The sequence below is a fragment of the Cedecea neteri genome (assembly GCF_000758305.1).
Taxonomy (GTDB): domain Bacteria; phylum Pseudomonadota; class Gammaproteobacteria; order Enterobacterales; family Enterobacteriaceae; genus Cedecea; species Cedecea neteri_C.
In genome coordinates, this window is record NZ_CP009458.1 from 1,022,055 (window position 1) to 1,034,462 (window position 12,408).

General features: G+C 58.1%; 11 protein-coding genes. All 11 read left to right on the top strand.

The genetic code is table 11. The features are described 5' to 3' along the window. Positions 1-55: 55 nt before the first annotated feature. Positions 56-1,663, top strand: coding sequence for a dipeptide ABC transporter periplasmic-binding protein DppA (gene dppA / locus LH23_RS04790; protein ID WP_039288980.1), 1,608 nt, complete (start codon positions 56-58; stop codon positions 1,661-1,663). 174 nt (positions 1,664-1,837) lie between these two features. Then, positions 1,838-2,857 carry a dipeptide ABC transporter permease DppB gene (gene dppB / locus LH23_RS04795; RefSeq protein WP_008457609.1) on the top strand — a complete coding sequence of 340 codons (1,020 nt, stop codon included), beginning with the start codon at positions 1,838-1,840 and terminating at the stop codon, positions 2,855-2,857. A 9-nt stretch (positions 2,858-2,866) separates the two neighbouring features. Beyond that, complete coding sequence (gene dppC / locus LH23_RS04800) at positions 2,867-3,769, top strand: dipeptide ABC transporter permease DppC (protein ID WP_039288982.1); 903 nt, start codon at positions 2,867-2,869, stop codon at positions 3,767-3,769. A gap of 10 nt (positions 3,770-3,779) precedes the next feature. Further along, positions 3,780-4,763, top strand: a complete 984-nt coding sequence (dppD, locus tag LH23_RS04805) for a dipeptide ABC transporter ATP-binding protein (protein WP_008457613.1) — start codon at positions 3,780-3,782, stop codon at positions 4,761-4,763. After that, on the top strand, positions 4,760-5,767 hold the full coding sequence (gene dppF / locus LH23_RS04810) for a dipeptide ABC transporter ATP-binding subunit DppF (protein WP_039288984.1): 1,008 nt from the start codon (positions 4,760-4,762) through the stop codon (positions 5,765-5,767). The genes dppD and dppF overlap by 4 nt, the downstream gene beginning before the upstream one ends. A 201-nt stretch (positions 5,768-5,968) precedes the next feature. Further along, positions 5,969-7,156, top strand: a complete 1,188-nt coding sequence (locus LH23_RS04815) for an MFS transporter (RefSeq protein WP_039288986.1) — start codon at positions 5,969-5,971, stop codon at positions 7,154-7,156. Positions 7,157-7,214: 58 nt separating this feature from the next. Further along, positions 7,215-8,108, top strand: a complete 894-nt coding sequence (locus LH23_RS04820; RefSeq protein ID WP_039288989.1) for a LysR family transcriptional regulator — start codon at positions 7,215-7,217, stop codon at positions 8,106-8,108. Between the two features lie 79 nt (positions 8,109-8,187). After that, positions 8,188-9,207 (top strand): LacI family DNA-binding transcriptional regulator, encoded by a 1,020-nt coding sequence (locus LH23_RS04825; protein ID WP_039288991.1) that lies wholly within the window; start codon positions 8,188-8,190, stop codon positions 9,205-9,207. 113 nt (positions 9,208-9,320) lie between these two features. Next, on the top strand, positions 9,321-10,070 hold the full coding sequence (locus LH23_RS04830) for a sugar phosphate isomerase/epimerase family protein (protein ID WP_039288993.1): 750 nt from the start codon (positions 9,321-9,323) through the stop codon (positions 10,068-10,070). 2 nt (positions 10,071-10,072) lie between these two features. After that, on the top strand, positions 10,073-11,008 hold the full coding sequence (locus LH23_RS04835; protein ID WP_039288995.1) for a sugar kinase: 936 nt from the start codon (positions 10,073-10,075) through the stop codon (positions 11,006-11,008). Between the two features lie 68 nt (positions 11,009-11,076). Next, positions 11,077-12,360 (top strand): MFS transporter, encoded by a 1,284-nt coding sequence (locus LH23_RS04840; RefSeq protein ID WP_039288997.1) that lies wholly within the window; start codon positions 11,077-11,079, stop codon positions 12,358-12,360. The last annotated feature ends 48 nt before the right edge of the window (positions 12,361-12,408 follow it).

Genomic DNA, 12,408 nt, shown 5'->3' on the forward strand with positions numbered 1-12,408 from the left:
TAACAATGGTCAGACGGTTACAAAACACAACACGACACATAATTGGAGCAGAATAATGAGTATTTCCTTGAAGAAGTCAGGGATGCTGAAATTTGGTCTGAGCCTGGTTGCCATGACCGTTGCAGCAAGCGTACAAGCCAAAACCCTGGTTTATTGTTCAGAAGGTTCCCCAGAGGGCTTTAACCCACAGCTGTTCACTTCCGGCACGACTTACGATGCCAGCTCCGTACCGATTTATAACCGTCTGGTGGAATTCAAAACCGGCACCACCGAAATCATCCCAGGCCTGGCTGAGAAATGGGACGTTAGCCCGGACGGTAAAACCTACACCTTCCACCTGCGTAAAGGCGTGAAGTGGCAGGACAATAAAGACTTCAAACCGACTCGCGATTTCAACGCCGACGACGTTGTGTTCTCCTTTGACCGTCAGAAAAACAAAGACAACCCGTATCACAAAGTCTCTGGCGGCAGCTACGAATACTTCGAAGGTATGGGCCTGCCTGACCTGATCACCGACATCAAAAAAGTCGACGATAATACCGTACAGTTCGTGCTGGCTCGTCCAGAAGCCCCATTCCTCGCGGACATGGCCATGGACTTCGCCTCTATTCTTTCTAAAGAATATGCGGACAACATGATGAAAGCCGGCACCCCGGAAAAAACCGACCTGAACCCAATTGGTACCGGTCCATTCCAGCTGCTGCAGTACCAGAAAGACTCCCGTATTCTGTATAAAGCCTTCCCGGGCTACTGGGGTACCAAGCCGCAGATCGATCGCCTGGTCTTCTCCATCACGCCAGACGCTTCCGTGCGTTACGCCAAACTGCAGAAAAACGAATGTCAGGTGATGCCGTTCCCGAACCCGGCTGACATCGCCCGCATGAAAGAAGACAAGAACATCAATCTGATGGAACAGGCTGGCCTGAACGTGGGTTACCTCTCCTTCAACACCGAGAAGAAGCCGTTTGACGACGTGAAAGTGCGTCAGGCGCTGACCTACGCGGTGAACAAAGAAGCGATCATCAAAGCCGTTTATCAGGGCGCGGGCACCGCGGCTAAAAACCTGATCCCACCAACCATGTGGGGCTACAACGATGACGTGAAGGACTACACCTACGATCCTGAAAAGGCGAAAGCGCTGCTGAAAGAAGCGGGCCAGGATAAAGGCTTCACCGTTGACCTGTGGGCTATGCCGGTACAGCGCCCGTACAACCCGAACGCTCGCCGCATGGCTGAGATGATTCAGGCTGACTGGGCGAAAGTCGGCGTAACTGCCAAAATCGTGACCTACGAGTGGGGCGAGTACCTGAAGCGTGCTAAAGCAGGTGAACACCAGGCCGTAATGATGGGCTGGACCGGCGACAATGGGGATCCGGATAACTTCTTCGCGACCCTGTTCAGCTGCGCCGCAGCGAAAGACGGCTCCAACTACTCTCGGTGGTGCTACAAGCCGTTTGAAGATCTGATTCAGCCGGCTCGCGCCACCGACGACCACAACAAGCGTGTTGAACTGTACAAACAGGCTCAGGTTGTGATGCACGATCAGGCGCCAGCGCTGATCATCGCTCACTCCACCGTGTTCGAGCCAGTGCGTAAAGAAGTTAAAGGCTACGTGGTTGATCCACTGGGCAAACACCACTTCGAAAACGTGTCCGTCGAATAATAAAAGTAACGTGCTTTATTCCCTCTCCCCCGTAGGGAGAGGGTTAGGGTGAGGGGTATTGGCGCTGTCCACCCTCACCCCGACCCTCTCACTCAAAGGGAGAGGGGGAAACATTTGTGAGCAATACAGACGGGACAGTTACCAGGCTTTCCGTCACTACAGAGAATCCGGGATATGCTGCAGTTCATCCTCCGACGACTGGGGTTAGTCATCCCCACGTTTATAGGTATTACCCTACTCACCTTCGCTTTCGTGCATATGATCCCCGGAGACCCGGTGATGATCATGGCCGGAGAGCGCGGTATTTCTCCTGAGCGTCATGCCCAATTGCTGGCCGAGATGGGTCTCGACAAGCCAATGTGGCAGCAGTACCTCCATTACATCTGGGGCGTAATGCATGGCGATCTGGGCATTTCATTAAAGAGCCGCCTCCCGGTTTGGGACGAGTTCGTGCCGCGCTTTAAAGCGACGCTGGAACTCGGCATCTGTGCGATGATTTTCGCCGTTGCCGTCGGCATTCCGGTGGGCGTTCTGGCCGCCGTGAAGCGTGGTTCAATCTTCGACCACACCGCCGTTGGCCTCGCGCTGACCGGCTATTCCATGCCAATTTTCTGGTGGGGCATGATGCTCATCATGCTGGTGTCGGTGCACTGGAACCTGACGCCGGTGTCCGGGCGTATTAGCGACACCGTGTTCCTGGATGATTCCCTGCCGCTCACCGGGTTTGCGCTGATAGATACCGCTATCTGGGGCCAGCCGGGTGATTTTATTGATGCCGTAGCCCATATGATTTTGCCTGCCATCGTGCTGGGCACTATTCCGCTGGCGGTTATCGTGCGTATGACTCGTTCTTCCATGCTGGAAGTGCTCGGCGAAGATTACATTCGTACCGCTCGCGCCAAGGGTCTGACCCGTATGCGCGTGATCGTGGTTCATGCCCTGCGCAACGCGATGCTGCCGGTCGTCACGGTTATCGGCCTGCAGGTCGGTACTCTGTTGGCTGGCGCCATCCTGACGGAAACTATCTTCTCCTGGCCGGGTCTTGGCCGCTGGCTCATCGACGCGCTGCAGCGTCGTGACTACCCGGTAGTCCAGGGCGGCGTGCTGCTGGTGGCGACGATGATTATCCTCGTCAACCTGCTGGTAGACCTGCTGTACGGCGTGGTGAACCCGCGTATACGCCATAAGAAATAAGGGGCCATCATGACGCAACTGACAGAAAATAAAGTGGTGGCAGCACCCAAGCCGATGACGCCTTTCCAGGAGTTCTGGCACTACTTCAAACGCAATAAAGGCGCAGTGATCGGCCTGGTGTACGTCGCCATCATGATCTTCATCGCCATCTTCGCTAACTTCCTCGCGCCCCACGCGCCTGCGGAACAGTTCCGCGACGCGCTTTTGCACCCGCCGGTATGGCAGGAAGGCGGGAGCTGGAGCTACATCCTCGGCACCGACGACGTAGGTCGTGACGTGCTTTCCCGCCTGATGTACGGTGCTCGCCTGTCGCTGCTGGTCGGCTGCCTGGTGGTCGTCCTGTCCCTGGTGATGGGGATTGTGCTGGGCCTGGTCGCCGGTTACTTCGGCGGCGTGGTCGACAACATCATCATGCGCGTAGTCGATATCATGCTGGCGCTGCCAAGCCTGCTGCTGGCGCTGGTGCTGGTGGCTATCTTCGGCCCGTCCATCGGTAACGCCGCGCTGGCGCTGACTTTCGTCGCGCTGCCGCACTATGTGCGTTTAACGCGTGCCGCGGTGCTGGTAGAAGTGAACCGCGACTACGTGACCGCCTCCCGCGTGGCGGGTGCTGGCCCCGTTCGCCAGATGTTTGTGAATATCTTCCCGAATACCCTTGCGCCGCTGATCGTTCAGGCGTCGCTCGGCTTCTCGAACGCCATTCTCGATATGGCCGCCCTTGGCTTCCTCGGCATGGGTGCGCAGCCGCCAACACCGGAGTGGGGCACCATGCTCGCCGACGTGTTGCAGTTCGCGCAGAGTGCCTGGTGGGTTGTGACCTTCCCGGGTCTGGCAATCCTGCTAACGGTGCTGGCATTTAACCTGATGGGTGACGGTCTGCGTGACGCGCTCGATCCCAAACTGAAGCAGTAAGAGGTTCGAGATGGCGTTATTAAATGTAGATAAATTATCGGTGCATTTCGGCGACGAAGACGCACCGTTCCGTGCCGTGGACCGCATTAGCTATAGCGTGGATCAGGGGCAAGTTGTCGGCATCGTGGGCGAGTCCGGCTCCGGTAAATCCGTCAGTTCACTGGCGATCATGGGGCTTATCGACTTCCCTGGCCGCGTGATGCCGGAAAAACTGGAATTCAACGGCCGGGACCTGAAGCGCATTTCTGAGAAAGAGCGCCGCAACCTGGTGGGCGCCGAAGTGGCGATGATCTTCCAGGACCCGATGACCAGCCTGAACCCGTGCTACACCGTCGGTTTCCAGATTATGGAAGCCATTAAGGTGCACCAGGGTGGCAACAAGAAAACCCGCCGCCAGCGCGCAATCGACCTGCTGACCCAGGTGGGTATTCCTGACCCGGCTTCACGTCTCGACGTATACCCGCACCAGCTTTCCGGCGGCATGAGCCAGCGCGTGATGATCGCCATGGCGATTGCCTGTCGTCCTAAGCTGCTGATCGCCGATGAGCCAACCACCGCGCTCGACGTGACCATTCAGGCGCAGATCATCGAGCTGCTGCTGGAGCTGCAGCAAAAAGAGAACATGGCGCTGATCCTGATCACCCATGACCTCGCGCTGGTTGCCGAAGCCGCCCATAAAATCATCGTGATGTACGCAGGCCAGGTTGTGGAAGCGGGGTCGTCCCACGATATCTTCCGCGCGCCTCGCCACCCGTACACTCAGGCGCTGCTCCGCGCGCTGCCGGAATTTGCTCAGGATAAAGCGCGTCTGGCCTCGCTGCCGGGCGTGGTTCCGGGCAAATACGACCGCCCGAACGGCTGCCTGCTGAACCCGCGCTGCCCGTATGCGACCGACAAATGCCGCAGCGAAGAGCCAGCGTTAACCCTGCTGGCAGACGGGCGTCAGTCCAAATGCCACTACCCACTCGATGATGCCGGGAGGCCAACCCTATGAGTACCCAACAGGCCGCCGCGCAACCGCTGTTGCAGGCCATCGACCTGAAAAAACACTACCCGGTGAAGAAGGGCTTTTTCGCCCCAGAACGCCTGGTGAAAGCGCTGGACGGCGTGAGTTTCACCCTCGAGCGCGGCAAAACGCTGGCGGTCGTCGGTGAATCCGGCTGCGGGAAATCCACCCTTGGCCGCCTGCTGACCATGATAGAAGTCCCGACCGGCGGGGAGCTTTACTACCAGGGCCAGGATCTGCTGATCCCGGATGCCTCGGCGGAAAAGCTGCGTCGGCAGAAAATCCAGATCGTCTTCCAGAACCCGTATGGCTCGCTGAACCCGCGTAAAAAGGTGGGGCAGATCCTGGAAGAGCCGCTGCAAATCAACACCAGCCTGAGCAAAGCCGAGCGCCGCGAAAAAGCGCTGGAGATGATGGCGAAAGTAGGTCTGAAAACCGAGCACTACGACCGCTATCCGCACATGTTCTCCGGCGGCCAGCGCCAGCGTATCGCTATCGCTCGCGGCCTGATGCTTGACCCGGACGTGGTGATTGCCGATGAGCCGGTCTCCGCGCTCGACGTGTCGGTACGTGCTCAGGTACTGAACCTGATGATGGATTTGCAGCAGGATCTGGGGCTGTCCTACGTGTTTATCTCCCACGACCTGTCGGTGGTGGAGCACATCGCCGATGAAGTGATGGTAATGTACCTGGGCCGCTGCGTGGAGAAAGGCAGCAAAGAGCAGATTTTCTCTAACCCGCGCCACCCGTACACCCAGGCGCTGCTGTCCGCCACGCCACGCCTGAACCCGGACGAACGTCGCGAACGCATCAAGCTGACCGGCGAGCTGCCAAGCCCGCTGAACCCGCCGCCGGGCTGCGCCTTTAACGCCCGCTGCAGCCGTCGCTTCGGGCCATGCAACCAGCTCCAGCCGCAGTTGAAAGACTACGGCAACGGCCAGCTGGTAGCGTGTTTCGCGGTTGACCAGGATGTTAATGGGGAACTGCGTTAATCGTTTTTACCCTCTCCCTTTTGGGGGAGGGTATTCAACTATCCACTTGATTAAATATACATTTTAATCAAAACGTAAATCTCACTCACATTATTCCTCCACAGAAACAGTGAAATCATAAATCCTGCATTTATTCGTCGCCGCTGACTGCGTAAATTGTGATCCTCGTCACTCATGTAGCCTCTGCGGAAGCACACTTTTATGCCTGATAATAAAGATAAACCTGCAACATCCCCGTGGATCGCGGTCTTTTCCCTGACTGTGGCCTGTTTTGTCATGGTTACTACCGAGTTCTTACCCATCGGTTTACTGACCAACATCGCACCCTCCCTCAATGTCTCCACCGGTACCGCCGGGCTGATGGTCACCATGCCAGGCATTGTTGCCGCCGTCGCCGCGCCAGTTTTGAGCCTAGCTTCAGGTAGCCTCGACCGCCGCCTGCTGATGCTTGGCCTGTCGCTGCTGTTGGTCGTCTCAAACCTTGTGTCCGCGCTGGCCGTGAACTTCCCAATGATGCTAACGGGTCGCGTGCTGCTGGGGATCTGCGTCGGTGGGTTCTGGTCATTCTCAATGAACTATGGCCGCCACCTTGTGCCGGAAGCGAGCCAGGGACGCGCAGTGGCATTGATTGTCAGCGGCGTGTCCATTGGTGCAGTTTGCGGCGTCCCGGCCGGAGCATTAATTGGCGACCTGTTCGGCTGGCGTTCAGCATTCTTTGCCAGCGCCGGGTTAGCCGCCATCACGCTGCTCGCCCAGCTTCGCCTGTTGACTTCCGTGCCGCCAGGCCGCCCGGTTACCGTTCAGGATTTACTGTCTCCACTGCGCCTGCCGATGGCCCGCATTGGCCTTATCGCCATCGTGCTGTTGTTTGTGGGCCACTTCTCGGCTTACACCTACCTGCGTCCACTGCTGCAACAGGTCTTTGTCCTCAGCCCATCGGTGATCACCTTCCAACTGCTGGCCTACGGCGCGGTTGGCCTGCTGGGAACCTTTATCGGTGAGCGCCTGGCGGAACACAGCCTGCGCGCGACCTTTATTCTGGTGACGGCAATGCTGGCCATCATCCTGATCGTTTCTCCGTTACTCAGCGGCCTGGCCGGCGCTACGGTCATGGTGCTGGTGTGGGGCCTGGCTTTTGGGGCCGTTCCGGTTTGCGCCACAAACTGGATGTTTGAAGCGGTGCCAGATGCGCCAGAAGCCGGCCAGTCGTTGCTGGTCACGGTGATTCAGATTGCGCTGGCGTCAGGCGCTCTGCTCGGCGGTGAAGTGGTGGACTGGCATGGCGTAAGCAGCGCGATGCTGTTTGGCGGGGCGCTGATGCTCTCGGCCACGCTAGTTTTCGGCCTCTCCTTGCGCACCCGGATGATTAGCGCTAAACAATGCGGATAATTGTTTACGTGGATAAACAAAACCCTGTCTGAGACAGGGTTTTTCGTTGGAGAGTGTTATGGATCACCATTTGCTGGCTATTCGGGTGTTCAATCGCGTGGTTGAAACTGGCGGATTTACCCGCGCCGCCGACTCGCTGCGCATGCCAAAAGCTACCGTCACCAAGTTGATTCAGAATCTTGAAAACCACCTGCAAACCAAGCTGTTCCAGCGCACCACCCGCAGCGTATCGGTCACCAAAGAGGGTGAATGCTATTACCGCCGCACCGTAAAATGGCTGGCTGACCTGGAGCAGATGGAAGGCAGCATGACCGAATCACAAAGCGAACCTCAGGGCGTGCTGCGTGTGGATGCCGGGGGATCGTTAGCGCGCCAGGTGCTGATCCCCGCCCTGCCGGAATTTCTTGAACGCTACCCGGATATCTCCATTGATCTTGGCGTCAGCGATCGGCTGGTGGATTTAATCAACGACAACGCAGACTGCGTTATACGCAGCGGCCCGCTGGTCGACTCCACTTTGATTGCCCGCCGCCTGTTTACCATGGACTGGGTTACCTGCGCGACGCCGGACTACTTTCAGCGCTACGGCACGCCAGCCCGCCCTGAAGAACTTGAGCAGGGGTATCCGCTGGCGCATTACCGCCACGCACGCAACGACCGCATCTACCCGCTACGCTTTATCGACCGGGGAAAAAACATCGAGGTACAACACCGCTACCAGATAAGTGTCAACGAAAGTAACGCCCATCTTGGCATTGCGCTTTCCGGGGCCGCCTTAACTCAAGTCGTCCGTTTTGCGGCACAGCCGTATCTCGACAGCGGGAAGCTGGTCAGCGTGCTGGATGCCTATCAGCCGCCGCCAGAACAGATGTACCTGGTTTACCCGTCCAACCGCCACCTTAGCGCCAGGCTGCGGGTGTTTATCGAATGGGCTGTGGCTCGATTTGCCTGACGAATGCAAGGGCACCGCCTCACTTTCCCCCACATAAAAATATGTTACTCTCCGCAGGGTTACCCCTCTGGAGACGGCTATGAACGGCAAGGCAGCGCGCCCTACAATAAGCGATGTCGCGAAAGCGGCGAAGACCGGGAAGACCAGCGTTTCCCGCTACCTTAACGGCGAGCAGAACGCGCTGTCTGATGACCTTCGTGGGCGCATTGAGCGCGCCATTGCCGAACTCGACTACCGCCCAAGCCAGATGGCACGAGGCCTCAAAAGAGGCCGTACCCGCCTTATCGGCCTGATCATTGCCGACATCACCAATCCCTATTCCGTTGACGTACTGAGCGGCATAGAAGCCGCCTGCCGCGAGAAAGGCTTCACGCCGCTGGTATGTAACACCAACAACGAAGTTGACCAGGAGCTGCACTACCTCGACCTGTTGCGCAGCTATCAGGTGGAAGGGATCGTGGTCAATGCGGTCGGGATGCGCGAAGAGGGGCTTAACCGCCTGCAACAGTCGGCCCTGCCGATGGTGCTTATCGACCGCAAAATACCGGGTTTTGCCTGCGATATGGTTGGGCTGGACAATATTCAGGCCGCCACAAACGCGACGGAGCACCTGATTGAGCAGGGTTTCGAAGCCCTGCTGTTCCTGAGCGAACCGCTTGGCATGGTGAACACCCGACATGAAAGATTACGCGCATTTCGCAGCACGCTTGAGCGATATCCCGGCATAATTGCCGAAAATGCAGAAACACCATTACACGAAGCCGGGCTGATAGATAACACGCTACGTCAGTTCCACGCCAACAACCGCGGAATGCGCAAAGCGGTGATCTCCGCCAACGGCGCGCTAACGCTGCAGGTTGCCCGCGCAATGCGCCGCCTCGGCCTGAGCTGGGGCAGCGATATCGGCCTGCTGGGGTTTGATGAGCTGGAGTGGGCAGAGCTTGCCGGCGTCGGCATTACCACCCTGAAACAGCCGACCTGGCAGATAGGCTACGCCGCGCTGGAGCAGGTGGTGAGGCGCATTGAAGGTACCGCTGAAACCGTGCGTGAACAGCTATTCTCCGGCGAGCTTATCGTGCGTGGCTCCACCTCCCGCTAAATCTTTTGTTCGTGATGGCGCTCAAAAATTGGCAAGCATGACCTTTTCTTTGGAACCGGTTCCATCTAGCGTAAATAACATCTGTCGTTCGTTGTTATCGCCTGGAGACCGCCATGCCGCGAAAAATTATCGTCGTCACCGCCGCTTACGGCCACGACCGCCTTGCCGCCCTGGGTGGCCAGCAGGCGGTGCTGCCAATCATTGCTGAAGCGGGGGCCGACGGCGTCGAAATCCGCCGCGAACTGTTTACCGACACGCAGCTGGATTTTCTGTCCGGCGTGGCCGGAGAAATTACCCAGCACGGGCTTGAGGCCTGCTATTCCGCGCCGGAGCCGCTGTTCACCGGCGACGGCAAACTGAACCCGATAATCCCCTCGCTCCTGCAGGAAGCCCACCAGCTAAATGCCCGCTGGCTCAAGCTCTCTCTCGGGCAGTTCAACACCGCCCGGGCATTCGACACGCTGAAACAGTGGCTGAGCGAAAGCCCCGTTGCGCTGGTGGTGGAGAACGACCAAACCGACAGCGGCAAACTCGCGCCGATGCAGCGCTTCCAGGCCGCCTGCGGCGTTCACAACCTGCCGGTGACGCTCACTTTCGACATGGCTAACTGGCTTTGGGTGGATGATTCTCCGCAGCAGGCCGCCCGCGCGCTGGCACCTTCTGTAAGCTACATCCACGTCAAAACAGCGGTCGCCCAGCATAACCGCTACCGTGCTGTGGCGTTGGACGATGCCAGTTCAGACTGGAAAGGGCTGCTGAATATGCTGCCGCCAGATGCCCCACGCGGCATTGAGTTTCCGCTGGAAGGGCGGGACCTGGTCGCGGTTACCCGGCATTACGTCAATCTTTTACGCGAGGAATAACCATGCATCAGCTGGATGTCATCACGATAGGTGAAGCGATGGCGATGTTTGTCGCCAGCGAAACCGGCGACCTTGCCGCCGCCGAACATTTTGTGAAACGCGCGGCTGGCGCGGAGTTAAATGTCGCCACGGGGCTGGCTCGCCTGGGCCTGAACGTGGGCTGGGTGAGCCGCGTGGGCAACGACTCCTTTGGCCGCTACGTGCTGCAACAGCTGGCGAAAGAAAACATCGACAGCCACGGTGTTACCGTCGATGAGCAATATCGCACCGGCTTTCAGCTCAAATCCAAAGTCGAAGATGGAACCGATCCCATCGTGGAATATTTCCGTAAAGGCTCCGCCGCCAGCCACCTTTCGGTGGCCGATTTCAACGAGGAGTATTTCCTCTCGGCACGCCATCTGCACCTGAGCGGCGTAGCGGCGGCGCTCTCTGACACTTCTCTGGCGCTGCTGAACCACGCGGCAAAAACGATGAAACAGCAGGGTAAAACGCTCTCCTTCGATCCAAATCTGCGCCCGGTACTATGGCGCAGCGAAGCCGAAATGGTGAAACAACTTAATCAGCTGGCGTTCCAGGCCGACTGGGTGCTGCCCGGCGTAAAAGAAGGCATTGTGCTGACCGGTCAAAACACGCCTGAAGGGATCGCCGATTTTTATCTGCATCAGGGCGTGAAGGTCGTAGTGCTAAAAACCGGCGCAGACGGTGCCTGGTATAAAACCGCAGACGGCGAGAAAGGCGCGGTCGCGGCGGTAAAAGTGGAAAACGTAGTGGACACCGTAGGGGCCGGGGACGGCTTTGCGGTCGGGGTGATCAGCGCCCTGCTGGAAGGGAAATCTTTGCATCAGGCCGTCAGCCGGGGCAACAAAATCGGCTCACTGGCAATACAGGTCATCGGTGACAGCGAAGGGCTACCGATCCGAAGCGCACTGGGCGAATAACGCCAAATCCATCGCTCTGTCCCCTACAAACAAAGCGATACGGTTAACCTCAAGATAGAGGCACTTTCATGAAAAACCAGACAATCGCGCCAAAGCGCTGGTGGTACATCATGCCTATCGTGTTTATCACGTATAGCCTGGCTTACCTCGACCGCGCCAATTTCAGCTTCGCCTCCGCCGCAGGCATCAACGACGACCTGGGCATCACCAAAGGCATTTCATCGCTGTTGGGAGCGCTGTTCTTCCTCGGCTACTTCTTCTTCCAGATCCCCGGGGCAATGTACGCCGAGCGCCGCAGCGTGCGTAAGCTTATTTTCGTCTGCCTGATTCTGTGGGGCGGCTGCGCCTCGCTGACCGGCGTGGTGAGCAATATTCCAATGCTGGCCGCCATCCGCTTTGTGCTCGGCGTGGTGGAAGCGGCGGTGATGCCAGCGATGCTGATTTACATCAGCAACTGGTTTACCAAATCCGAACGCTCCCGCGCCAATACCTTCCTGATCCTCGGCAATCCGGTCACCGTGCTGTGGATGTCGGTCGTTTCCGGCTACCTGATTCAGGCCTTCGGCTGGCGCGAAATGTTTATCATCGAAGGGATCCCGGCGGTTATCTGGGCGTTTGCCTGGTGGGTGCTGGTCAAAGATAAACCGGCCCAGGTGGGCTGGCTGTCGGACAGTGAAAAATCCGCACTGCAGGCGCAGTTACAGAAAGAGCAGGAAGGCATCAAAGCCGTGCGTAACTACAGTGAAGCCTTCCGGTCACGTAACGTGGTTATTCTGTGTATGCAGTATTTTGCCTGGAGCATCGGCGTGTACGGTTTCGTGCTGTGGCTGCCGTCGATTATCCGCAGCGCAGGCGCGGCTGGCATGGGAATGGTGGAGGTCGGCTGGCTCTCTTCCGTGCCTTATCTGGCCGCGACTATCGCGATGATCGCCGTTTCCTGGGCATCGGACAAAATGCAAAACCGGAAGCTGTTCGTCTGGCCGCTGCTGCTGATTGGTGCCCTGGCATTCCTGGGCTCATGGCTGGTCGGCGCCAACCATTTCTGGGTGTCCTATACGCTGCTGGTGATTGCCGGGGCCGCGATGTACGCCCCTTATGGCCCCTTCTTCGCCATTATCCCGGAGATGCTGCCGAAGAACGTTGCCGGCGGCGCGATGGCCTTAATCAACAGCATGGGCGCGCTGGGCTCCTTCGTCGGCTCCTGGTTTGTGGGCTACCTGAACGGTGCCACTGGCAGCCCGGCGGCGTCCTATGTCTTTATGGGGCTGGCGCTGCTCGCCTCAGTATGGCTTACTCTGATTGTGAAGCCTGCTAATCATCAACAAATTCCGTCCGGCGCACATCACGCCTGACCCCGCGCCGGGCGCTTTGCGCCCGGTTCGCGTTTAACCGAAAACGGA

Bases quoted from the DNA above. Each gene is read 5' to 3' on its own strand.
- dppA (WP_039288980.1), top strand. From the start codon at position 56: ATGAGTATTTCCTTGAAGAAGTCAGGGATGCTGAAATTTGGTCTGAGC.
- dppB (WP_008457609.1), top strand. From the start codon at position 1,838: ATGCTGCAGTTCATCCTCCGACGACTGGGGTTAGTCATCCCCACGTTT.
- dppC (WP_039288982.1), top strand. From the start codon at position 2,867: ATGACGCAACTGACAGAAAATAAAGTGGTGGCAGCACCCAAGCCGATG.
- dppD (WP_008457613.1), top strand. From the start codon at position 3,780: ATGGCGTTATTAAATGTAGATAAATTATCGGTGCATTTCGGCGACGAA.
- dppF (WP_039288984.1), top strand. From the start codon at position 4,760: ATGAGTACCCAACAGGCCGCCGCGCAACCGCTGTTGCAGGCCATCGAC.
- LH23_RS04815 (WP_039288986.1), top strand. From the start codon at position 5,969: ATGCCTGATAATAAAGATAAACCTGCAACATCCCCGTGGATCGCGGTC.
- LH23_RS04820 (WP_039288989.1), top strand. From the start codon at position 7,215: ATGGATCACCATTTGCTGGCTATTCGGGTGTTCAATCGCGTGGTTGAA.
- LH23_RS04825 (WP_039288991.1), top strand. From the start codon at position 8,188: ATGAACGGCAAGGCAGCGCGCCCTACAATAAGCGATGTCGCGAAAGCG.
- LH23_RS04830 (WP_039288993.1), top strand. From the start codon at position 9,321: ATGCCGCGAAAAATTATCGTCGTCACCGCCGCTTACGGCCACGACCGC.
- LH23_RS04835 (WP_039288995.1), top strand. From the start codon at position 10,073: ATGCATCAGCTGGATGTCATCACGATAGGTGAAGCGATGGCGATGTTT.
- LH23_RS04840 (WP_039288997.1), top strand. From the start codon at position 11,077: ATGAAAAACCAGACAATCGCGCCAAAGCGCTGGTGGTACATCATGCCT.